This window comes from Burkholderia aenigmatica (genome assembly GCF_048627025.1).
In the GTDB taxonomy this organism is placed as follows: domain Bacteria; phylum Pseudomonadota; class Gammaproteobacteria; order Burkholderiales; family Burkholderiaceae; genus Burkholderia; species Burkholderia aenigmatica.
Genome location: NZ_CP184468.1, coordinates 3,606,429 through 3,627,964 on the forward strand (window position 1 = coordinate 3,606,429; position 21,536 = coordinate 3,627,964).

General features: G+C 67.4%; 18 protein-coding genes. 9 read left to right on the forward strand and 9 right to left on the reverse strand.

Annotated features, from left to right (window positions below; translation table 11 throughout):
* Positions 1-145 precede the first annotated feature (145 nt).
* Positions 146-1,195 carry a DUF3592 domain-containing protein gene (locus tag ACN8ZM_RS16845; RefSeq protein ID WP_301770186.1) on the forward strand — a complete coding sequence of 350 codons (1,050 nt, stop codon included), beginning with the start codon at positions 146-148 and terminating at the stop codon, positions 1,193-1,195.
* A 54-nt stretch (positions 1,196-1,249) separates the two neighbouring features.
* On the opposite strand, the gene ACN8ZM_RS16850 is transcribed toward ACN8ZM_RS16845, so the two are convergent.
* On the reverse strand, positions 1,250-1,867 hold the full coding sequence (locus ACN8ZM_RS16850; protein WP_301770185.1) for a CGNR zinc finger domain-containing protein: 618 nt from the start codon (positions 1,865-1,867) through the stop codon (positions 1,250-1,252).
* An 81-nt stretch (positions 1,868-1,948) separates the two neighbouring features.
* Here ACN8ZM_RS16850 and ACN8ZM_RS16855 point away from each other — a divergent pair, with 81 nt between their 5' ends.
* Complete coding sequence (locus ACN8ZM_RS16855) at positions 1,949-2,764, forward strand: alpha/beta fold hydrolase (protein WP_043185187.1); 816 nt, start codon at positions 1,949-1,951, stop codon at positions 2,762-2,764.
* Between the two features lie 30 nt (positions 2,765-2,794).
* Here ACN8ZM_RS16855 and ACN8ZM_RS16860 read toward each other — a convergent pair whose 3' ends face one another.
* Genes ACN8ZM_RS16860 through ACN8ZM_RS16870 form a run of 3 tightly spaced genes read right to left on the reverse strand, consistent with a single transcriptional unit; the run spans position 2,795 to position 5,027 of the window.
* Entirely contained in the window at positions 2,795-3,553 is a 759-nt protein-coding gene (locus ACN8ZM_RS16860) for an amino acid ABC transporter ATP-binding protein (protein ID WP_175025768.1), read from the reverse strand.
* On the reverse strand, positions 3,550-4,230 hold the full coding sequence (locus tag ACN8ZM_RS16865) for an amino acid ABC transporter permease (RefSeq protein WP_043184753.1): 681 nt from the start codon (positions 4,228-4,230) through the stop codon (positions 3,550-3,552). The genes ACN8ZM_RS16860 and ACN8ZM_RS16865 overlap by 4 nt, the downstream gene beginning before the upstream one ends.
* Positions 4,231-4,244: 14 nt before the next feature.
* Complete coding sequence (locus ACN8ZM_RS16870; RefSeq protein WP_420210343.1) at positions 4,245-5,027, reverse strand: amino acid ABC transporter substrate-binding protein; 783 nt, start codon at positions 5,025-5,027, stop codon at positions 4,245-4,247.
* 326 nt (positions 5,028-5,353) lie between these two features.
* On the opposite strand from ACN8ZM_RS16870, the gene ACN8ZM_RS16875 reads away from it, so the two are divergent.
* A complete protein-coding gene (locus ACN8ZM_RS16875; protein WP_301770180.1) occupies positions 5,354-5,629 on the forward strand; it encodes a hypothetical protein in 276 nt (91 codons plus the stop codon).
* An 89-nt stretch (positions 5,630-5,718) separates the two neighbouring features.
* Here ACN8ZM_RS16875 and phnY read toward each other — a convergent pair whose 3' ends face one another.
* Both phnY and phnA read right to left on the reverse strand, forming a co-directional pair.
* Positions 5,719-7,173, reverse strand: a complete 1,455-nt coding sequence (phnY, locus tag ACN8ZM_RS16880; RefSeq protein WP_420210344.1) for a phosphonoacetaldehyde dehydrogenase — start codon at positions 7,171-7,173, stop codon at positions 5,719-5,721.
* Between the two features lie 29 nt (positions 7,174-7,202).
* Entirely contained in the window at positions 7,203-8,441 is a 1,239-nt protein-coding gene (gene phnA / locus ACN8ZM_RS16885; RefSeq protein ID WP_205823866.1) for a phosphonoacetate hydrolase, read from the reverse strand.
* Positions 8,442-8,649: 208 nt separating this feature from the next.
* Here phnA and ACN8ZM_RS16890 point away from each other — a divergent pair, with 208 nt between their 5' ends.
* From ACN8ZM_RS16890 to ACN8ZM_RS16910, 5 genes are all read left to right on the forward strand, one after another.
* The gene (locus ACN8ZM_RS16890) at positions 8,650-9,705 is read left to right on the forward strand and encodes a putative 2-aminoethylphosphonate ABC transporter substrate-binding protein (protein WP_420210345.1); all 1,056 of its coding nucleotides are present in this window, start codon (positions 8,650-8,652) and stop codon (positions 9,703-9,705) included.
* 97 nt (positions 9,706-9,802) lie between these two features.
* A complete protein-coding gene (locus ACN8ZM_RS16895) occupies positions 9,803-10,894 on the forward strand; it encodes a putative 2-aminoethylphosphonate ABC transporter ATP-binding protein (protein WP_420210346.1) in 1,092 nt (363 codons plus the stop codon).
* Positions 10,891-12,618: a putative 2-aminoethylphosphonate ABC transporter permease subunit gene (locus ACN8ZM_RS16900; protein WP_420210347.1), complete on the forward strand. Its 1,728-nt coding sequence runs from the start codon at positions 10,891-10,893 to the stop codon at positions 12,616-12,618. The genes ACN8ZM_RS16895 and ACN8ZM_RS16900 overlap by 4 nt, the downstream gene beginning before the upstream one ends.
* A gap of 48 nt (positions 12,619-12,666) precedes the next feature.
* On the forward strand, positions 12,667-13,797 hold the full coding sequence (locus ACN8ZM_RS16905; protein WP_420210348.1) for a 2-aminoethylphosphonate--pyruvate transaminase: 1,131 nt from the start codon (positions 12,667-12,669) through the stop codon (positions 13,795-13,797).
* A gap of 110 nt (positions 13,798-13,907) precedes the next feature.
* Positions 13,908-15,296: an FAD-dependent oxidoreductase gene (locus tag ACN8ZM_RS16910; protein WP_420210349.1), complete on the forward strand. Its 1,389-nt coding sequence runs from the start codon at positions 13,908-13,910 to the stop codon at positions 15,294-15,296.
* 115 nt (positions 15,297-15,411) lie between these two features.
* On the opposite strand, the gene ACN8ZM_RS16915 is transcribed toward ACN8ZM_RS16910, so the two are convergent.
* Entirely contained in the window at positions 15,412-16,140 is a 729-nt protein-coding gene (locus ACN8ZM_RS16915; RefSeq protein WP_420210350.1) for a phosphonate utilization associated transcriptional regulator, read from the reverse strand.
* A gap of 206 nt (positions 16,141-16,346) precedes the next feature.
* On the reverse strand, positions 16,347-18,521 hold the full coding sequence (locus ACN8ZM_RS16920; RefSeq protein WP_420210351.1) for a phosphocholine-specific phospholipase C: 2,175 nt from the start codon (positions 18,519-18,521) through the stop codon (positions 16,347-16,349).
* Positions 18,522-18,748: 227 nt separating this feature from the next.
* Between ACN8ZM_RS16920 and ACN8ZM_RS16925 the strand changes: the two genes are divergently transcribed.
* A complete protein-coding gene (locus ACN8ZM_RS16925; RefSeq protein ID WP_420210352.1) occupies positions 18,749-19,666 on the forward strand; it encodes a LysR family transcriptional regulator in 918 nt (305 codons plus the stop codon).
* Positions 19,667-19,740: 74 nt separating this feature from the next.
* On the opposite strand, the gene ACN8ZM_RS16930 is transcribed toward ACN8ZM_RS16925, so the two are convergent.
* On the reverse strand, positions 19,741-21,381 hold the full coding sequence (locus tag ACN8ZM_RS16930) for an L-lactate permease (RefSeq protein ID WP_420210353.1): 1,641 nt from the start codon (positions 21,379-21,381) through the stop codon (positions 19,741-19,743).
* Positions 21,382-21,536: the final 155 nt, after the last annotated feature.

Here is a 21,536-nt window from a genome sequence, read left to right on the forward strand (position 1 = left end):
TTCCGCCGCCGCACTCGCGACGCGCCCCCCCCCTTTCGCAGTACGCCACCGCACGCCCGTTCCGCATCGTTTCCGCTAGAATCGTCCGACAAATATCACACGACCGGCGCAGGCACTGCCGTTTGCCCGCCGGCACTGAGAGAACATGGGACGTCACACATGGAAGCATGTAACCGAGACGCGACCATTCAGAGAGCCTGGTTGCGCCGATATCGGCGAGTCCGTCGGGACACGCCACTCCCCCGATCACGCCGGCATCCGCAGTGCGACGCACGAACCGGATCCGGTCATGCCAGGTAAGGACGCGCTCGTCGCAATCGCGCTCGGCGTCCTGCTGCTCGTGCTGGCTGGCATGCTCGCCGTCACGGCCGGCCAGGCGACCGGCCAGCTGGTTCGGGCGCCGGGCACCGTCGTGCGCATCGTGCAGGACAGCGACGCGATGCGCGCGTATCGGCCGATCGTCGCGTACCTCGCGAACGACGGCCAGCGCCGCGAAGTCGCCGGCAATACCGCATCGACCGTCCCCGCCTACGACATCGGCGAGAACGTCGAGGTATGGCTCGACCCGACCCACCCCGAACGCCCCGCACTGATCGACGATTTCGCGCAACGCTGGTTTCCAGCCGCCGTGCCGGCGCTGCTCGCCATCGCGTCGTTCGCGATCGGCGGCCTCCTGATCGTCGGCGAACGCCGCCGCCGGTCGTCCGCCCCGCCGCCGGCCCGCCCTGCCCGCAAGCACGCGCGGAGCCGCTGGGATATCGCGATCGTGCTGATTCCGATCGCGATCGGCACGGGCTTCGTCGCCGGTGCCGGCGCGGCCGGCCTGCGTCAGTGGCAGATCGTCCACCACTATGCGCGTTCGACCGGCCATGTCGTCGAGATCGCTAAAAACGCGCGCTCGACCCGCTCGCGCACGTCGCTGTATTCGGCGATCGTCGCGTTCACGACCGACAGCGGACGCCAGATCACGTTCGCCCAGGGCTCGGCGTCGTCGCATCCGGGCCTGCACGAAGGCGAAGCGGTCAACGTGCTGTACGACCCCGTCACCCCCGAGCGCGCGATCGTCGACCGCTTCTGGGATCGCTGGGGCCTCACGGCCATCCTGTTCGTGATCGGCGCGCCGTTCCTCGCCGCCGGGCTGTTCATCGCCGTGACGCTCTGGCCGGAACACCCGCCGCACGAAGCCGCTCGATGACGCTCGCGCGCCGGCCGCGCACCGCGTGGCACGGCAACCGGCTCGGCGCGCGCGTCACCGCTCCCTGAACGCCTCCACCTTCGCGCGGTTCCCGCACGTGCGCATGTCGCACCAGCGGCGCCCGACGCCGCGGCCGCGATCGACGAAGAACCACGTGCACCGGCCGCACTGCCGCACCCGCGCGAAATCGTCGCTGCGCAGCAGTTGCTCGAAGCCGAGCGCAGCTGCATCGACCCAGCGCGACGCGGCGCGCGCGTCGGGCCGCCATGCGAACCGGCCGTCGACCGCATCGAACGCGCTACGCCCGATCGCCTCGCGAATCGCGACGGCGAGCCGGTCCGCCGCGCGCGCGCCGGCCGTGCCGCCGCCGCTTCCGGCCGTCAGGTGCGCGATCGCGACGTACGCATCCTCGCGAAAACGATGCAGTGCGGCCAATGCGTCCGCACCGTCCTGCCGCGCATGACGCAGAAGCCGCGCCAGATCGGTCGGCGCCAACAGCCCCGATTGCTCCGCCCACGCATGCACGGCCGGCCAGTCGACGAGCTTGTCCGCGTCGCGCGTCTTGCCCGTGTCGGCCACCGTATTAAGGAAGTCGAGCGCCGGATGGCCGCCGACGAAATCGGCCGCACCCCATTCGTGCGCGGATCGCTCAGGCTCGTATCGAGTAACCATTTAATTTCACCTATCGGTTTCACACCCGGACGATCCGGAGTAACCTGTTAACAACCAAAACAGGTTAGCACGGAGATGCCGATGCTCGAACTCGCCAACCGCTTCATGTTCGAAGGCCACCGGATTGCCTGGGGCTCGCTCGGCGAAGGCCCGCCGCTCGTGCTCGTGCACGGCACGCCGTTTTCGTCGCAGGTGTGGCGCCGGATCGCGCCGTGGCTCGCGCGGCGTCATCGCGTGTTCTTCTACGACCTGCTCGGCTACGGTCAATCCGACATGCCGGACGCGGATGTATCGCTCGGCCGCCAGAACGGGCTGTTCGGCGCGATGCTCGATGAGTGGAAGATTTCACGCCCGCGCGTGCTCGCGCACGACTACGGCGGCGCAACCGTGCTGCGCGCGCACTTCCTCGACGGCATCGCCTACGCGGACCTCACGCTCGTGAATCCGGTCGCGATCGCGCCGCAGGGTTCGCCGTTCGTGCGCCACGTCGCGCAGCACGAAGCCGCCTTCACCGGATTGCCCGCGTATGCGCATCACGCACTCGTGACTGCCTATCTCGGCAATGCGGTCGCCCGGCCGCTGAGCGACGACGCGCTGTCGATCTACCGCGCGCCGTGGCTCACACCCGACGGTCAGGCCGCGTTCTATCGCCAGATCGCGCAGATGCGCCAGCGCTACATCGAGGAAGCCGAGGCGCGTTATGCGCCGCCGGACTTTCCGGTGCGCATCGTGTGGGGCGAGGACGATGCGTGGATTCCGCTCGAACAGGGGCAGGCGCTGGCCGATCGCATCGCGAACGGCCAGCTGATCAGGGTGCCGCGCGCGGGCCACCTGGTGCAGGAAGATGCGCCGGAGGCGATCGTCGCGGCGGTGCTCGACGGATCAGGGCAAGGTTGACGCCGCCGGTAATGCTGGTCGCGGGTCGCGTCAGAACACCGGCACGCCCTGCGCGAGCGTCGAGATGAACTTCGCGGTGCGCGGATCGCGCGGGCCGCCGAACAGGTCGCGCGACGCGCCGGCCTCGACGACGCGGCCCTCCGCGAGAAACACCGCATCGTGCGCGATCGATGCGGCCAGGCGCAGGTCGTGCGTGGCCATCAGCATCGTCGTGCCTTCGCGCGCGAGCTGGCGCAGCACCTCGACCACTTCGACCGACAACTCCGGATCGAGCGCTGACGTCGGCTCGTCGCACAACAGCACCTGCGGCGACGGCGCGAGCGCACGTGCGATCGCGACGCGTTGCTGCTGGCCGCCCGACAGCGTGCCGGGCCACGCGTCGGCCTTGTCCGCGATGCCGACCTTCTCGAGCAGCGCGAGCGCGCGTTCGCGGGCCCGTTCGCGCGGCCAGCGCTGCACGGTGACGAGCCCTTCCATCACGTTCTGCACGACACTCAGGTGCGGAAACAGCTGGAAGTTCTGGAACACCATGCCGGTCTGGCGACGCACCGCGAATACGGCGTCGCGCGCCGGCCGGTGCGCCGGCGAAAAGTCGATGCGTGCATCGCCGACCGTCAGCGCGCCCGCCTCGGGCACTTCGAGCAGGTTCACGCAACGCAGCAGCGTGCTCTTGCCGCTGCCGGACGGCCCGATCAGCGCCGTCACGCTGCCGGGCTGCAACGCGAGGTCGATCCCGTGCAGCACACGATGCGTGCCGAACGACTTGTCGATGCGTTCGAGCCGGATCATCGCCACTCCGCCTGGAACAGCGCATGACGGCCGAAGCGGATTTCGAGGCGCCGCTGCAGCGTGGACAGCACCGAGCTGAGCAGCAGATAGATCAGCGCGGCTTCCGTATAGAGAATCATCGGCTCGTAGGTCACGGCCGCGATGCGCTGCGCGGCCTGGAAGATCTCCGGCACGGTCAGCACCGCCGCGAGCGACGTGTCCTTCACGAGCGAAATGAACGCATTCGACAGCGCCGGCAGCGCGACGCGCGCGGCCTGCGGCAGAATCGCGCGGCGCAGCGCCTGCGGGCGCGTCATCGCCATCGAGTACGCGGCCTCCCACTGCCCCTTCGGAATCGATTCGATCACGCCTCGGATCACCTCGGCGTTGTACGCGCCGACGTTCAGCGAGAAACCGATCACGGCGGCCGTCAGCGGATCGAGCACGATGCCGACGCTCGGCAGGCCGTAGAAGATCACGAACAGCTGCACGAGCAGCGGCGAACCGCGAAACAGCCAGATGTAGAAACGCACGGCGGCCTGCGCCCAGCGCGGCCCGAACAGCCGCACGAGCGCCGCGCCGAAGGCGAGCAGCAGGCCGATCGCGAACGACGCGAGCGTGAGCGGAACCGTGAACACGAGCCCCGCGACGAGCAGGGGCCGCAGCGATTCCGCCATCAGGTGAAGCCAGGCCGGCATCGTTCAACCTCGCGTCACGGCTGCGACACGTCGCGGCCGAAATACTTCTGCGAGATCTTCGCGTAGGTGCCGTCTGCCTTGATGTCCGCGAGCGCCTTGTCGATCGCGGCCACCAGCGCGGGGCTGCCCTTGCGCAGCAGCACGCCCGATGCGTCGCTGGCGCCGCCCGTGTCGGTCGCCGCGATCTTCAGTTTCGCGTCCGGCTTGTGCTTGCGGAAATCGAGGTACGACAGCGAATCGTTGATCGTCGCGTCGACGCGCCCCGAGCTCAGCAGGTCGATCGATTCGTTGAAGCCCTGCACGGGCACCACATCTGCGCCGTGCGCGGCCGCGAGCTTGCCGAAATTGCTGGTCAGCGTGTTCGCGGATTTCTTGCCCTTGAGATCGTCGAACGAGCGGATCGTCGTGTTGTCCGCACGCACGATCAGCACCGCGCGCGACGTGATGTACGGCGTCGAAAAATCGTATTTCGCCTTGCGCACGTCGGTGATCGACACTTCGTTGACGACCGCGTCGTAGCGGTTCACGTCGAGACCCGCGATCAGCCCGTCCCACTTGCCTTCGACGAACTGCGGCTTCACGCCGAGACGCTGCGCGATCGCGGTCGCGATGTCGACGTCGAAGCCCGTCAGCTTGCCGGTTTCGTCGTGGTACGTGAACGGCGCGTAGGTGCCTTCGGTACCGACCCGGAACACGCCGGACGACTTGATCTGCGACAGGTCGTCGGCAGCCAGTGCGCTCGTGACCGAAACGGCCTGCAGCATGGCGACGACCAGGATGGAGCGAAGGAATTTCATGGTGCGGACCCCGAATGATTGGAGGGAATGATCCCGCGGCACATGCATGCCGTTCGAGAGGTCCGCGAATTCTACCGACGCGTCGAAGCGCGGCAAAAACGCAAATCGGCTATCGATATGAGCGCGTCGAATAACGCGCCGGCCAGCCACGCTCATCCCGCAGATGAAATCCGTCGCGATGCAGCACGACGATCGTCCGACGATTCGTTACCGGCGGTTACAGAAGCGACACCGCGGTATCACCCATTCGGCATGCGCTACGTACCATGAAGACAGGTGAACCTGTTGCTCGCGGGCCTGGCCCCCACGAGCGGAGTGAACGGCAAATGAAACGCATCCTGTTGTCCAGTGCGCTCGGCATCGCGGCCGCCTGCCTGTCGGCAAGTGCGTTCGCGCATGCCGACATCGGCGTGTACTTCGGCGTACCGGGGCCGGTGATCGAGGCGCCGCCACCTGTCTACTACACGCCGCCGCCCGTCGTGTACGAGCCTGCGCCCGTCTATTACGGCCCGTACTACGGCGAATATCGCTATCGCCGCTACCGGCACGACAACGGCTGGCATCGCGGCTGGCGACATCACCGCGACGACGACGACGATTGACCGTCGCCTGGCGCCCGTCGCAGGCACATCCCGCCGGGGGACATTCCGCGCGCCGGCCTTCGAGCCGGCGCGTCCGCATTACACGTCGCTTACCACGGCAGCGAATACGTCTTCGTATTCGTGAAGCTCTTCATCGCTTCCTGCACGCCTTCCTTGTAGCCGAGCCCCGAATCCTTCACGCCGCCGAACGGCGTCAGTTCGAGCCGGTAGCCCGGTACTTCGCGCACGTTCACGCTGCCGACTTCCAGCTCGGTGATGAAGCGCGTGATGCTGTCGAACCGGTTCGTGCAGACCGACGACGACAGTGCATAGTCGGTGCTGTTCGACATCCGGATCGCTTCGTCGATGTCGCGGAAGCGCATGATCGGCGACACCGGGCCGAACGTCTCGTACTTCACCAGCGGCATGTCGGGCGTCACGCGATCGATCACCGTCGGCGAATACAGCGCGCCGTCGCGGACGTTGCCGACCAGCAGTCGCGCACCGCGTGCAATCGCGTCGTTCACCTGCTGCTCGCAGAACTTCGCGGCTGCCTCGTCGATCACCGTGCCCATGTCGACCGACGGATCGGCCGGATTGCCGTACGACCACGCCTTCGTTTTCTCGACCACCAGCTCCGTGAAGCGATCGGCCACCGACTCGTGCACGAGCATCCGCTTGATCGCGGTGCAGCGCTGCCCCGAGTTCTTGTACGAACCCGACACCGCGAGCGTGCTCGCTTCATCGAGATCGGCGTCTTCCATCACGATGATCGGATCGTTACCGCCAAGCTCGAGCACCGCGCGCCGGTAACCCATCCGCGACGCAATCGACTTGCCGATCGATACGCCACCGGTGAACGTGATGAGGTCGATCGCCGGGTTCGTGATCAGCTCGTCGGCAATCTCCTTCGGGTCGCCGGTGAGCACTTGCAGCATCTGCGGCGGCAGGCCGGCTTCGTACAGGATGTCCGCGAACAGGTAGCACGACAGCGGCACCTTCTCCGACGGCTTCACGACGATCCGGTTGTTGGTCGCGACCGACGGCACGATCTTGTGCGCGACCTGGTTCATCGGGTGGTTGAACGGCGTGATCGCCGAGATCACGCCGAGCAGCGGGTCACGCTGCGTGTACACGCGGCGCTTCTTGCCGTGCGGTGTCAGGTCGCACGAGAAGATCTGCCCGTCGTCCTTCAGCACTTCACCGGCGCCGAACGTCAGCACGTCGGCGACGCGGCCCGCTTCGTACGTCGAATCCTTGATGCACAGGCCGGCCTCGGCCGTGATCAGCGCGGCAATCTCGGCGGTGCGCGAGCGCACGATATCGGCCGCGCGGCGCAGGATCGCCGCGCGATCGTGGCGCGTGAGCGTCGGCCGGTACGCACGTGCGGTCGCGAACGCGCGCCGCACGTCGTCCAGCGTCGCCTTCGGCACGGTGCCGACCAGCGAGCCGTCGTACGGGTTGCGCACTTCGATTACCGCGTCCCGATGAATCCGTTCGCCGTCGATTCGCAGTGCTTCGCGACGAATCTCGCGGACGTCCGTCGATGCTGCAATGGCGTTCATGAGTGTGTCCCCTTACGGATGCGTGCGCATCACTGCAGATGGTTGAGCGCGATGTCGATGATGTCGAAGTTGCGCAGTCGCGCGCGGCCCGTGACGTCGCCCGCGACCGGCTTGCTGAAGATCAGCGGCACGATCTGCTCGGAGATCCCGCCGTGCGAGCGCAGCGGCACGTCGAGGCCCGACAGGTCGTGCTTGATGCGGCGCGTGCCGAGCACGACGTCCTGCTTCGAGATCACGATCAGGTCGCCCATCCGCGCCGGCGGCAGCTCGAAGCGCGCGCAGCCTTCGGCGCCCGTCAGCACGACCTCGATGCCGTCGACCGCGGCGAGCCGCGCGCGCAGCGCCTCGGCATCGGCCGTCGCCGGCACGTAGACGGTCGCGAACGAACCGAGCGCGCCGTGGTGCACGACGTACGGATCGGTGATCGGCAGGATCACGCGCGCCGCCTCCTCGCCGAGCCACTCGTCGAACAGTTCCTGCAGGTAGATCACGTTCGGCTCGCCGGTTTCATCGTCGTGCTTCGCGTTCATCCCGTGGTCGGCCGTGATCGCGACGATCGCGCCGAGCTCGTCGAGGCGCTGCAGGTACTTGTCCATCATCGCGTAGAACTCGTTCGCGCCTTCCGTGCCGGGTGCGCACTTGTGCTGCACGTAGTCGGTCGTCGACAGGTACATCAGGTCGATCGGACGCGTCTCGAGCAGGCGCACGCCGGCCGCGAACACGAATTCGGACAGATCCGCGCTGTACACGCTCGGCACCGGCTTGCCGACCAGTTCGAGCACGTTGTCGATGCCGTTTTCCGAGAGGCTCGCTTCGTCGGCCTTCTCCGACGAGAAGCAGATGCCCTTCAGCCCCTTGCCGAGCAGGCGGCGCAGCTTGTCCTTCGCGGTGACGACCGCGACCTTCGCGCCTTGCTCCGCGAAGGTCGCGAGCACGGTCGGTGCGACCAGGTACTTCGGATCGTTCATCAGCACCTCGGCGCCGGTGTCGCGATCGTAGAAGTAGTTGCCACTAATCCCATGCACCGCCGGCGGCACGCCTGTCACGATCGACAGGTTGTTCGGGTTCGTGAAGCTCGGCACCACGCACTCGCCCTTGAGCGCCGTGCCCGGCTTCAGCAGCGTGCGCAGGAACGGCGCGACGCCGGCCTCGGCCGCTTCTTCCAGATATTCGTATGCGCAGCCATCGACGCAGACGACCACCACGGGCCGGCTCATCCAGTTGTAGCGGCGGCCGTTCACTTCCACGGATACAGGCGTTTCATTCATGACGTTCATTCCTTTCAGTTCGAAGGGTAGAGCCGTCGGCGCCCGCGTCGCGCCGAAGGGAGGTGTTTTCCATGCTTGACATTAAAATTGATGATTTGTAGATTGTCAACAACATGCAGAGAACAGAAAGCAAAACAACGTAGCAGCAAGAGGGCTGGTCTCCACTCATCCGCCGCGTGCCGCGGCGCCACAGTCAAGGGGTCTGAAGATGAACGAAGTGCCGGTAGACAAGCGTTTGAACGCATGGGCGGCGGGCGCGGCCCGCTTCGCACTGGCCGCGGCGGTCGCGCTCGGCGCGGTGCAGGCGGCGCACGCGAAGACGTCGCTGCTCGTCTATACCGCGCTGGAAGACGAGGCGATGAAGCCCTACAAGGACGCGTTCGAGAAAGCGAACCCCGATATCGAGATCCGCTGGGTGCGCGACTCGACCGGCTCGGTCACCGCGAAGCTGCTCGCGGAGAAGAACAACCCGCGCGCGGACGTCGTGCTCGGCCTCGCCGCGTCGAGCCTCACGCTGCTCGACCTGCAAGGGATGCTGATGCCGTACGCGCCGAAGGACTTCGACCAGCTCACGCGCAAGTACAGCGACGCGAACACGCCGCCGCACTGGGTCGGCATGGACGTGTGGGGCGCGACGATCTGCTACAACCGCGTCGCCGCGCAGGCGAAGGGCATCCCGAAGCCGACGTCGTGGGAGGACCTGACGAAGCCCGTCTATAAAGGCGCGATCGTGATGCCGAGCCCGGTTTCGTCCGGCACCGGCTATCTCGACGTGACCGCGTGGCTGCAGACCTTCGGCGACGACCGCGGCTGGAAATTCATGGACGCGCTCGACAAGAACGTCGCGCAATACGTGCACTCGGGCTCGAAGCCGTGCACGCTCGCCGGCACCGGCGAATTCCCGATCGGCATCTCGTTCGAGTTCCGCGGCCACGAACTGCAGTCGCAGGGCGCGCCGATCGATCTCGTGTTCCCGAAGGAAGGGCTCGGCTGGGACATGGAAGGCACGGCGATCATGAAGACGACGAAGCAGCCCGATGCCGCGAAGAAGCTGGCCGACTTCATGGCGAGCAAGGACGCGAACCAGATCACCGCGCGCTGGTGGGCGATCGTCGCGTACCCGGGTGTCGCCCGGAAGCTCGCCGGCATCCCCGACAACTACTCGGAGCTGCTCGTGAAGAACGACTTCGTGTGGTCGGCGAAGAACCGCCAGTCGATTCTCGACACGTGGCAGAAGCGCTACGGCTCGAAAACGCAGCAGTAACGCCGCGACCGGCAGCGGGGCCGCGCCGCGCGCCGCCCCGCGCCACCCTTTCCGTCGTCGAATCCGGCCCCCGGGCCGCCCCAGCATGGAGGCGCGCATGGCACCTTATCTGAGCGTAGAACGCATCGAGAAGCAGTACAACGACACGCAGGTCCTGACCGACATCAACCTGAGCGTGATGAAGGGCGAAATGATCTGCTTCCTGGGGCCGTCCGGCTGCGGGAAAACCACGCTGCTGCGGATCATCGCGGGGCTCGAGACGCAGAACGCCGGCCACATCATGCAGGACGGCCGCGACATCTCGCGGCTGCCGCCGCAACTGCGCGACTACGGGATCGTGTTCCAGTCGTACGCGCTGTTCCCCAACCTCACGGTGTACGACAACGTCGCGTACGGGCTCGTGAACCGGAAGATGAAGCGCGACGCGATCCACGAGCGCGTGCACACGCTGCTCGCGCTGGTCGGCCTGCCCGACAGCCATCGCAAGCATCCGGGCCAGCTGTCCGGCGGACAGCAGCAGCGCATCGCACTGGCGCGCGCGCTCGCGACCTCCCCCGGCCTGCTGCTGCTCGACGAGCCGCTGTCGGCACTCGACGCACGGGTGCGCGTGCGGCTGCGCCAGGAGATCCGCGCGCTGCAGCAGCGGCTCGGCGTGACGACGATCATGGTCACGCACGACCAGGAAGAAGCGCTGTCGATGGCCGATCGCATCGTCGTGATGAACCACGGCGTGATCGAGCAGATCGGCACGCCGCTCGAAATCTACCGGCAGCCCGCGTCGCCGTTCGTCGCGGACTTCATCGGCCGCGTCAACACGATTCCCGCCGAAGTCGCGCAGGACGGCACGCTGCGCGCGGGCACGGTCGGCCTCGACTGCCGCCATGGCACGGCCCGCCCTGCACAGGGCGCGGCGGTGTCGGTGTACGTGCGGCCTGAAGACCTGCGCATCTGCGTGCCGGGCCAAACGGCCGACAACGTGCTGGCCGGCCGCGTCGAGAAGCTCGAATTCCTCGGTGCGTTCTGCCGCGTGAGCTTCCGGATCGACGGGCTCGACGGCCAGGAGATCGTCGCCGACCTGTCGTATCACGACGTCGACCGCACCGGCGTGCAGGCCGGCGCGCGCATCGACCTCGCGCTCGATCGCGAGCATGTCCGCGTGTTCCCGAGCGCGAAGGAGCGACTGCAATGAGCACCGTCCTGACCGAGCGCCGCCGCGGCGCCTCCGCCCCCGCCGACGTGCGGCAGATCACGCACTGGCACGACCGCATCGCGCAGCTCGCGCTCCTCGCGATGGCCGCGCTGATGTCGATGTTCCTGCTGCTGCCGCTCGCGCTCGTCGTGCAGAAATGCTTCGTCGATGCGGACGGGCGTTTCGTCGGCGCGCACAACTTCATCGAGTATCTCGAGGACAGCGGCGTGCTGCGCTCGATGCTGCATTCGCTGACGGTCGGCGCGCTCGTCACGTCGATCGTCGTGCCGATGGCGTTCACGTTCGCATATGCGCTGACCCGCTCGTGCATGCCGTTCAAGAACGCCGCGCGGACCGTCGCGCTGCTGCCGCTGCTGGCGCCGACGCTGTTGTCCGCGGTGTCGTTCATCTACTGGTTCGGCAACGCGGGGCTGCTGAAGCCGCTGCTGCACGGCCATTCGATCTACGGGCTGCCGGGCATCGTGCTGAGCATGGTGTACGCGTCGTTCCCGCACGTGCTGATGATCCTCGTCACCGCGCTGTCGCTTGCCGATGGCCGGCTCTACGAGGCCGCCGACGCGATGGGCACGAGCCGCATGCGCAAGTTCTTCACGATCACGCTGCCCGGCGCGAAGTACGGGCTGATCAGCGCGACGATGGTGGCGTTCACGATGTGCATCAATGACTTCGGCGTGCCGGTCGTGATCGGCGGTTCGTACAACGTACTGTCGACCGACATCTACAAGCTGATCATCGGCCTGCAGGACTTCAACCGCAGTGCGGTCGTGAGCCTGATGCTGCTGTGCCCCGCCCTCGTCGCGTTCGGCGTCGACTTCTTCATCCGCCGCCGCCAGCAGTCGCAGCTCGGCGCACGCTCGACGCCGTACCAGCCGAAGCCGTCGCACGGCTTCGACGCCGCGATGCTCGCGTACTGCGGGCTCGTGTGCGCGTTCTTCATCGCGGTGGTCGGCATCTCGGTGTTCGCGTCGTTCGTGAAGTTCTGGCCGTACCAGATGAGCCTCGGGCTGCAGCACTACAAGATGGGGCTGATCGGCGCGGGCATCTTCGACGCGTACAAGAACAGCCTGCGGATGGCCGCGACGGTGGCGCTCGGCGGCACGATCGTCGTGTTCGGCGGCGCATACCTGATCGAGAAAACACGCGGCGCACGCTGGCTGCGCGGCTTCATCGCCCTGTGCGCGATCCTGCCGATGGGCGTGCCGGGGCTCGTGCTCGGCATCAGCTACATCTTCCTGTTCAACGCGCCCGGCAATCCGCTGAACGGGCTGTACGGGTCGCTGTGGCTGCTCGCGATCGTCACGGTGGTGCACTACTACGCGTCGAGCCACCTGACCGCCGTCACCGCGCTCCGGCAGATCGACAGCGAGTTCGAGGCCGTGTCCGCGTCGCTGAAGGTGCCGTTCTACAAGACCTTCCTGCGCGTGACCGTGCCCGTGTGCCTGCCCGCGATCCTGCTGATCGCACGCTACCTGTTCGTCAACGGGATGACGACGGTCTCGGCCGTCGCGTTCCTCTACTCGCCCGACACGCAGCCCGCGTCGGTCGCGATCCTGAACCTCGACGACGCGGGCCAGATGGGCCCGGCCGCCGCGATGGCCACGCTCGTGCTCGCGACGTCGTCGTTCGCCTGCGTGCTGTTCGCGTGCATCTCGCATCGACTGTTGCGCCGTACGCAGGCCTGGCGCAACCCGCATCGCCACTGATTTTTTCACCGCATTCACGTGACGTCCCGACTTCATCAAGGAGACACCATGACGCTCGCCGCCCAGCCCATCCTGCTCACCCCAGGCCCCCTGACGACCTCCGACACCACGCGAGACGCAATGCTGCGCGACTGGGGATCGTGGGACAGCGACTTCAACGCGATCACCGCGCGGCTGCGCGAACGCCTGCTGCAGATCGTGCACGGCGAAGGCACGCACGAATGCGTGCCGCTGCAAGGCAGCGGCACGTTCTCGGTCGAAGCGGCCATCGGCACGCTCGTGCCGCGCGACGGCCACGTGCTCGTGCCGAACAACGGCGCGTACTGCCAGCGCATCGCGAAGATCTGCCGCGTGCTCGGCCGCAAGCTGACGACGATCGACTACAGCGAGGATCGCCGCGTCGATCCGGCCGACGTCGAGCGCGCGCTCGTCGCCGATCCGACCATCACGCACGTCGCGCTCGTGCACTGCGAAACGGGCGCCGGCGTACTGAACCCGCTGCACGACATCGCGCAGGTCGTCGCGAAGCAAGGCCGCGCCCTGATCGTCGATGCGATGAGCTCGTTCGGCGCGATCGACATCGACGCGCGCACGACACCGTTCGACGCGGTGATCGCGGCATCCGGCAAATGCCTCGAAGGCGTGCCGGGGCTCGGTTTCGTGATCGCGAAGCGCAGCGCGCTCGAACGCTGCGAAGGCAACAGCCACTCGCTCGCGATGGACCTGTACGACCAATGGGCTTACATGCAGCGCACGACGCAGTGGCGCTTCACGCCGCCGACGCACGTGGTCGCGGCGCTCGACGCGGCCGTCGCGCAATACGTCGACGAAGGCGGGCTCGCCGCGCGCGGCGGTCGCTACCAGCGCAACTATCGCGCGCTGATCGACGGGATGATCGCGCTCGGCTTCCGGCCGTTCCTCGATCCGGCGATCCAGGCGCCGATCATCGTCACGTTCCATGCGCCGGACGATCCGAACTACGACTTCAAGCGGTTCTATCAGGAGGTCAAGCAGCGCGGCTACATCCTGTATCCGGGCAAGCTGACCGAGGTCGAGACGTTCCGGGTCGGCTGCATCGGCCACTTCGGCGAAGCCGGCATCCCGGGCGCCGTCGCCGCGATCGCCGACACGCTGCGCGCGATGGGCGTGCGCCGCGTGTCGGCCGAAGCGGCTGCCTGACGCGACGCAGGACGACGTGACGTGATGGTCCCCGCCGCGTGCACGTTCGCACGCGGCGGCCAGTTGTTTCGGGCCGTGCGCGGCACGGCCCCTTTTTGAAGAACCCTCCGATGCGACCCTTCTGGATCGAACAAGCGCTGTTCAACGACGGCGATCTCGCCCCCGCGCTGCAAGGTGCGACGCAGGCCGACGTGTGCATCGTCGGCGGTGGCTTCACCGGGCTCTGGACCGCGATCCAGGCGAAGCAGCAGAACCCCGCGCTCGACATCGCGATCGTCGAGGCCGACCTGTGCGGCGCCGGCGCGAGCGGTCGCAATGGCGGCTGCCTGCTCACGTGGTCCGCGAAATTCCTGACGCTGCGGCGCCTGTTCGGCGAAGCCGAGGCGATCCGGCTCGTCAAGGCATCCGAAGCGGCCGTACAGCACATCGCCGATTTCTGCCGCGCGCACGACATCGATGCCGAGCTGCGGCTCGACGGCACGCTGTACACCGCGACGTCGCGCGCGCAGGTCGGCACGCTCGCGCCGGTGCTCGACGCACTCGCCGCGTGCGGCATCCACAGCTATGAGCCGCTGCCGCCCGCCGAAGTCGCGCGCCGCTCGGGTTCCGCACGCAATCTCGACGGCGTCTATTCGCCGATCGCCGCGACCGTGCATCCCGGCAAGCTCGTGCGCGGGCTGCGCCGCATCGCACTCGCGATGGGCATCCGGATCTACGAGCGCACGCCGATGCTCGACTTCACGCCGGGGCAGCCGGCTGTCGTGCGCACGCCGTCCGGCAGCGTGAGCGCGGGCAAGCTCGTGTTCGCGATCAATGCGTGGATGGCGAGCCGCTTCCCGCAGTTCGAGCGCACGATCGCGGTCGTGTCGAGCGACATGGTCATCACCGAGAAATGCCCCGAGCTGCTCGAGCAGACCGGGCTCGTGGACGGCGTGTCGGTGCTCGATTCGCGGATCTTCGTCTACTACTACCGCACCACCGCCGACGGGCGGCTGATGCTCGGCAAGGGCGGCAACACGTTCTCGTGGCGCAGCCGCATCGCGCCCGTGTTCGACCGGCGCTCACCGTACGAGGCGCAGCTCACGAAAAGCCTGCGCGAGTTCTTTCCGTCGCTCGCGAGCGTGCCGGTCACTGCAAGCTGGAACGGGCCGTCGGATCGCTCCGTCACCGGCTTCCCGTTCTTCGGCCGCCTCGACGGCGCGCCGAACGTGTTCTACGGCTTCGGCTACTCGGGTAACGGCGTGGGGCCGACCTACATGGGCGGGCAGATCCTGTCGTCGCTCGTGCTCGGCCTCGACAACGCGTGGACGCGCAGCCCGATCGTGCGCGGCCCGCTTGGGGCGTTCCCGCCGGAGCCGATCCGCTATGTCGGCGCGCACGTCGTGCGCAATGCGATCCGCCGCAAGGAGCGCGCGGAGGACGAGAGCCGGCCGCCGGCAATTGTCGACACGTGGCTCGCGAAATTCGCGAGCGCGGCGGGGAAAGCCGACAAGGCGTGACGATGCGTCGACTTGCAGGATCTGCATGGCATGACCTGAAGACGCAATGAAAAAGGGACGCTTCGAAGCGTCCCTTTGCTTTTGCGCGGCGACCCGCGCGGGCGTTGCCGGGCGCTTACGCGCGCACGGTCTTTTCCCGCGCCGCCTTGCCCGTCGCGGGCAGCCCCTGCTCATGGGTGCGACGCATGCGCTCGAGGCCGTGCGAGACGTGCTCGCGCACGAGCGCCACCGCCTGCGCTTCATCGCCGCCCGCGAGCGCCTGCACGATCTTGTCGTGCTCGGCGGCGGACACGGCGATCGCATCCTCCTCGGCCTCGATCGCGGCCTGGCGCAGCAGGCCGAGCTGGCGCACGAGCCGGCGGTAGGTATCGGTGAGATGCGTATTGCCGACGCCGACGACCATCGCGTCGTGGAACTGCACGTTCAGCTCGGTATAGCGCGTGACGTCGTGCGTCTTCGCGGCGTCCTTCATCGACTGGATGATGTCCTTCAGCACCTTCAACGTGTCGGGCGAGATGCGCTTCGCGAGCGCGCGCGCGACCGACTCGTCGAGCATCGCGCGCACTTCGTAGATCTCCTCGGCCTCGCGCAGCGGCACGACGCGCACTGTCACGCCGCGGTTCTTCTCGTTGCGCAGCAGGCCGGCCTGTTCGAGCGCGCGGAACGCTTCGCGCACGGGGCCGCGTGACACGTTCAGCTTGGTCGCGATCTCGACTTCGTTGAGCTTCTCGCCCGGTGCGTATTCGCCGGAGACGATCGCGCGCTCGAGCATGTCCTGGACGATCATGGCGAGCGACTGGCTTTGCAGGAGTTCGATGGCGCTGAGCGCGTTCGGGGCTGTCATGGTCGGGCAGGCAGCAAGGCTGCGGTAGAAATCGAGGGCGCCATATCGGCGAATGATCCTTATATACCCTCGGCCCGTCACATTGTCAACAGTTTTCAGTTTCCAAAAACCAATTCCGCCTGCCGGAACACAACCGAAACGCACCCGGCAGGCGGCAGTCGCGCGACCGGCCGACCTCGCCCGTATCGCGCGACGCGTGCCGGCCGTCAGGCCGTCGTGTGCTTCACCGGCCCCGGATCGCTTTGGCTCGGCCGGCCCGTCTCGACGTGGCCCGCGAAGCGGCGCACGACCTTGTCGTCGCCGCCGCGCAGCGTCGTCGCGGTGATCGTCAGATCGTACCAGCCGTGGCTCGACGACAGCTCGAAGTGATCCTCGACGCGCTCGCCCGGCTCCAGCGTGTAGGTGCGCGCATGCGCATGGCTGTACGCGTTGTCGACCGTCACGCGGCACGTCGCGCGCCCGCTGTTGCGCAGTTGCAGATACACGTGGCGGTTGCGTACGTCGTAGCCGATCCGCGCTTCGGGGTTCGCGTGGCGGCCGTCCGCCGCGAGCCGCGTGTTGCCCTGGAACTCGCACAGATAACCGTTCGGGCCGTATGCCGCGAGATGGTAATCTCCGCGCGCGGCCGACGTGTTCCACGTATCGACGAAGCGGTCATGCGCGGATACCGCGTAGCGACGCGGCGGCGTCGTCGGGTTGCGGCGGTCGTACACGTAGAACGCCGCGCCTGCGTCACCGGTGTTCGCGAAGTCGAGCGACACGCTGTCGTCGTGCCCGCTCACCCGGCTGTGCACGAACAGCTCGTACGGCAGCGCACGCGCCGGACGCGTGCCGGGCTCCTGCGCCGGCATCGACTGCTGCGCGGGCACCTGGTACGCCTGGCCGGCGGTCGCGATGTGCTGCGGCACCGAGAAGCTCACCGTGCGCGTGTCGGGGCGTGCGGAGAAGTCGAACGCCGACGTGAGGTCGCCGCAGATCGAGCGGCGCCATGCGCTGATGTTCGGCTCCTTCACGCCGAAGCGCGCTTCGAGGAAACGCAGCACCGACGTATGGTCGAACGTCTCCGAGCAGACATAGCCGCCCTTCGTCCACGGCGAGATGATGATCAGCGGCACGCGCGGCCCGAGGCCGATCGGCTGGATCCCGCCCGGGTCGGCGCCCGGCACGAGCGGGCTCATTTCGCCCGGGTACTTGTTCAGGTCGAGCAGCTCGTCGCCGAGATTCGACAGCAGGTTCGACGACACGATGCCCTGGCCACCCACGCCGCTCGTCACCGGCGGTACCGGCGGCACGACGTGGTCGAACAGCCCGTCGTTTTCGTCGTAGTTGAGGATGAACACCGTCTTCGCCCACACTTCCGGGTTCGACGTGAGCGCCTCGAGCACCATGTTGATGTAGAACGCGCCGTCGGTCGGCGACGCCTGCGGGTGCTCGCTGTACTTGTACGGCGACACGATCCACGACACCTGCGGCAGCCGGTTCGCCTGCACGTCGGCCTTCAGCTCGGCGAGCGTGTGGTCCGACGCGCCCTTGTCGACCAGCGGGCCGCTCGCGCCTTCCTTCACCTGGAAGCGCTTGAAGAACATCAGCGAGTTGTCGGTGTAGTTGTCGGTCGGGTCGCCCGGGATGCCCGTGCCGCCCTGGTACACCTTCCAGCTGATCTTCGCGTTCTCGAGGCGTTCCGCGTAGGTGGTCCACGTGTAGCCGTTCACGTCGTCGCGCTCGCCAATGCCCGGGCCGTTCGGCGGGTTGCCGTAGATGTTGCGCGGGTCGACCGTGCCGGTCCACAGGTAGATGCGGTTCGGCGCGGTGTCGGCGTGTGCGGAACAGAAGTACGAATCGCAGATCGTGAACGCGTCGGCCAATGCGTAGTGGTACGTGAGATCCTGGCGCTTCAGGTAGCCCATCGTCAGCACGTCCTGCTTCTGGTTCACCCACTGGTCCCACTGGCCGTTGTTCCAGGACAGGTGGCCGCTGCTCCAGCCGTGGTTGGTGCCCGGCTGGAATTCGGTCGTCTGCTTCGGATCGAGGTAGAACGGCAGCACGTACGGCGCCGACGGATCGAGGCCGCGCGAATGGTAGTTCTTCGTGAACACCGACGCCGGCGGCTGCTGCCACACCGGTGCGCCGCTCGGCAGCAGGTGCGGGCGCGGGTCGTTGAAGCCGCGCACGCCGCGCAGCCCGCCGAAGTAATGGTCGAACGATCGGTTTTCCTGCATGAAGATCACGACGTGTTCGACGTCGCGGATCGTGCCCGTGCGATAGGCGGCCGGCATCGCCAGCGCATTGCGGATCGCGGGCGGGAAGCCTGCGTAGGCGGCCATCGCGCCGGCCGACTGCGCGGCGAGGCGCAGGAAATCGCGTCGATTGTTCGAGGACATGAAGAGAACCCTGTTGTCGGTAGGAGTGGGGGCGCCAGTCGAGCGGGGCCGGCGGTTTGCGTCGCCGCTATTACCCCGCATCGGCATGTCCCGGCCGTGACCGGTTACCGCAGGTTTCTTTGGGTTACCCACAAGAATTTTTTCGAAGTGGCACACGACGCGCCTTTCATCCGGCCGACATACGCATGCGCTACGCTGACGCGCGATACAGAGGGGGAAGCCGAGTCGTGTTCGATCAGCTGAAGGCGTTCCACGCGACCGTCCGGCAGGGCAGCATCACGCGCGCCGCGCGTCACCTGGGCGTGAGCCAGCCGACGATTGCCGCGCAGATCCGGCAGGTCGAGCAGGTGTATGGCGTCGAGCTGTTCTACCGCAGCGGCCGCAAGCTCGAGGTCACCGAGACGGGGATCGAGCTGTTGCCGCTCGTCGAGAAGATGATCGCGCTCGAAGCGCAGGCCGACATCATGCTGCGCAACGTCGGCGGCCTGTTCGAAGGCCAGCTGCGGATCGGCGCGACGGGGCCGTACTACATCATGGAGGCGGTCGGCCGCTTCTCGAACGCGCATCCGTCGATCGCGCTCACGTGCCGGATCGGCAACTCCGAGGAGATCCTGCAGGCGCTGCAGGAATTCCGCATCGATCTCGCCGTCTCGTCGCAGCGCAACGATGCCGACGGCCTCGAACGCAAGGTGATCTCGACCGACCCGCTCGTGCTCGTCGTGCATCGCAACCATCCGCTCGCGCGCTTCGACGCGATCGATCCGGCGCAGCTCGCCGACGTGCGGCTGCTGATTCGCGAGGAAGGCTCGGTCACGCGCCGCTGCACGGAGACGATTCTCGAGGCGGCCGGTGTCGCGGCCGTCTCGGTTGCCGAGATCGGCAGCCGCGAAGCGATCCGCGAGGCGATCCTGCATGGGGTGGGCGGCAGCCTGTTTCCGCTCGGCGAGGCCGAACGTCACCCGGATTTGCGCGTGATCGCGCTGCGCGGCGTCGACACGACGATCGACGAATACGTGTACTACCTGAAGGCGCGCCGCCAGAGCCCCGCGATCGACGCGTTCCTCGCGTGCATCCTGCCGGCCGGCAGCGACGCGGCCGGGGCGGATGAAGCGGGACGAACGGCGCGGCGGGCGAACGCGCGCTGACTTGCCGCGCGCTCACCGGTTCCGCACTTTACGTGGCGCTTTTCCCGCGCCTTCCCTCTGTCGTTGCGCTCACATCATTTCGGCAGCGCCGGAATCATCCACGTCAGTACGTGCTGCTGCAGGAACACCAGCACGCCGAGCAGCAGCGTGAGGATCACGCTGTGCCAGAAGGTGCGTGCGAACACGACGCCCTCCTGCCCCTTCAGATCGGTGGTCGACACGCCCGTCGCGATGTTCTGCGGCGAGATCATCTTGCCCATCACGCCGCCCGACGAATTGGTCGCGGCCATCAGCACCGGATCGAGGCCGAGCTGCCGCGCGGCGACCACCTGCAGGTTGCCGAACAGCGCGTTGCCCGACGTGTCGCTGCCCGACAGGAACACCGCGATCCAGCCGAGCGACGCGGACACCAGCGGAAACAGCGCGCCGGTCGACGCGACGCCGGTGCCGAGCGTGTAGCTGATCCCCGAGTAGTTCAGCAGGTACGCGAGCCCGACGATCATCATCACCGTGACGATCGCGATCCATGTCTGCCGCCAGGTCTTGACCACGCATTCGAAGAACGCGCCCACACCGGTGCGCGTCAGCGCGGCCGTGATGATCGCCGAGACCAGGATCGCGGTGCCGGTGCCGAGCGGCTGGAAGTCCCAGATCGCCGCATAGGGCTTGTGGTACAGCGACACGAACACCGCGTTGTGCAGGCCCGGCCACTTGATCTTCACGTCGCCGATCGCCGCGATGTTCGCGTGCACCCAGACGATCACGACCACCGACACGACGAGCCACGGCAGCCAGCCGCCGAAGCCCGCGCGCGCGGCGCCGGCCGTTGCGGGCACGCTGCGCGCGAGTGCGTACTGCGGATCGGGCTGCGGCTTCCACACCTGCAGGAAGCCGATCGTGACGATCAGCGACGTGAGCGACGACAGCACGTCGGTGAGCTGGTAGCCGAGGAAGTTCGACGTGACGAACTGCGCGATCGCGAAGCTGCCGCCCGACACGAGCAGCGCGGGCCACAGCTTCGAGATCGAGCGCAGGCCGCCGTACGCGCCGACCACGTAGAACGGCAGCAGCAACGCGAAGAACGGCAGCTGGCGGCCGACCATCTGCGCGAGCGTCGCGGGCGGCAGCGACGTCACCGCGCCGAGCACGGTGATCGGCACGCCGAGCGCGCCGAACGCGACCGGCGCCGTGTTGAACAACAGCGTATAGGTGAGCGCTTCGAGCGCGGGGAAACCGAGCGCGATCAGCAGCGCGCTCGTGATCGCGACCGGCGTGCCGAAGCCCGAGATCCCTTCGAGCAGACAGCCGAACGAGAACGCGACGACGAGCAGCACGAGACGGCGATTGTCGGGCAGGTTGTCGAGCATCCATTGCCGGAACTGGTCGAAGCGGCCCGACTTCACCGCGATGTTGTACAGCAGCAATGCGTTGAAGACGATCCACATCACGGGCACGACCGCGAGCGCCATGCCGGCGCCGACCGCGTTGAACGCGAGCCCGGCGGGCATCCCCCACGCACCGATCGCGACCGCGAGACCGGCGACAAGCCCGGCGAGCGAGGCCTGCCACGCGGGGCGGCGCAGCACGCCGAGTGCGATCAGCGCGACCGCAATTGGGATCGCGGCGACGAGGAAGGACAGCAGCAGCGAGTTGGCGACCGGCGTCAAAGGCTGCGCGAAGACGATGCCGGGCGGTAGGGCGTCGGTGGGGTTCATCGTGTCTCCTGTCGATCCGGGTTGGCGCTTTAGCGCCTACCCGGATCCCATGGCGTGGCTGGTTGGAGTTAGCGCTTCAGCGCTTACGCCAACCCCACGGCGGTCGACCCAGGGTGGCGCTGCTGCGCCCCCCGAATGCTGTGCAAAGCGGTCGT

What these genes read in the sequence shown, in the direction of transcription:
- ACN8ZM_RS16845 (WP_301770186.1), top strand. Translation starts at nt 146, where the DNA reads ATGGGACGTCACACATGGAAGCATGTAACCGAGACGCGACCATTCAGA.
- ACN8ZM_RS16850 (WP_301770185.1), bottom strand. Translation starts at nt 1,867, where the DNA reads ATGGTTACTCGATACGAGCCTGAGCGATCCGCGCACGAATGGGGTGCG.
- ACN8ZM_RS16855 (WP_043185187.1), top strand. Translation starts at nt 1,949, where the DNA reads ATGCTCGAACTCGCCAACCGCTTCATGTTCGAAGGCCACCGGATTGCC.
- ACN8ZM_RS16860 (WP_175025768.1), bottom strand. Translation starts at nt 3,553, where the DNA reads ATGATCCGGCTCGAACGCATCGACAAGTCGTTCGGCACGCATCGTGTG.
- ACN8ZM_RS16865 (WP_043184753.1), bottom strand. Translation starts at nt 4,230, where the DNA reads ATGCCGGCCTGGCTTCACCTGATGGCGGAATCGCTGCGGCCCCTGCTC.
- ACN8ZM_RS16870 (WP_420210343.1), bottom strand. Translation starts at nt 5,027, where the DNA reads ATGAAATTCCTTCGCTCCATCCTGGTCGTCGCCATGCTGCAGGCCGTT.
- ACN8ZM_RS16875 (WP_301770180.1), top strand. Translation starts at nt 5,354, where the DNA reads ATGAAACGCATCCTGTTGTCCAGTGCGCTCGGCATCGCGGCCGCCTGC.
- phnY (WP_420210344.1), bottom strand. Translation starts at nt 7,173, where the DNA reads ATGAACGCCATTGCAGCATCGACGGACGTCCGCGAGATTCGTCGCGAA.
- phnA (WP_205823866.1), bottom strand. Translation starts at nt 8,441, where the DNA reads ATGAATGAAACGCCTGTATCCGTGGAAGTGAACGGCCGCCGCTACAAC.
- ACN8ZM_RS16890 (WP_420210345.1), top strand. Translation starts at nt 8,650, where the DNA reads ATGAACGAAGTGCCGGTAGACAAGCGTTTGAACGCATGGGCGGCGGGC.
- ACN8ZM_RS16895 (WP_420210346.1), top strand. Translation starts at nt 9,803, where the DNA reads ATGGCACCTTATCTGAGCGTAGAACGCATCGAGAAGCAGTACAACGAC.
- ACN8ZM_RS16900 (WP_420210347.1), top strand. Translation starts at nt 10,891, where the DNA reads ATGAGCACCGTCCTGACCGAGCGCCGCCGCGGCGCCTCCGCCCCCGCC.
- ACN8ZM_RS16905 (WP_420210348.1), top strand. Translation starts at nt 12,667, where the DNA reads ATGACGCTCGCCGCCCAGCCCATCCTGCTCACCCCAGGCCCCCTGACG.
- ACN8ZM_RS16910 (WP_420210349.1), top strand. Translation starts at nt 13,908, where the DNA reads ATGCGACCCTTCTGGATCGAACAAGCGCTGTTCAACGACGGCGATCTC.
- ACN8ZM_RS16915 (WP_420210350.1), bottom strand. Translation starts at nt 16,140, where the DNA reads ATGACAGCCCCGAACGCGCTCAGCGCCATCGAACTCCTGCAAAGCCAG.
- ACN8ZM_RS16920 (WP_420210351.1), bottom strand. Translation starts at nt 18,521, where the DNA reads ATGTCCTCGAACAATCGACGCGATTTCCTGCGCCTCGCCGCGCAGTCG.
- ACN8ZM_RS16930 (WP_420210353.1), bottom strand. Translation starts at nt 21,381, where the DNA reads ATGAACCCCACCGACGCCCTACCGCCCGGCATCGTCTTCGCGCAGCCT.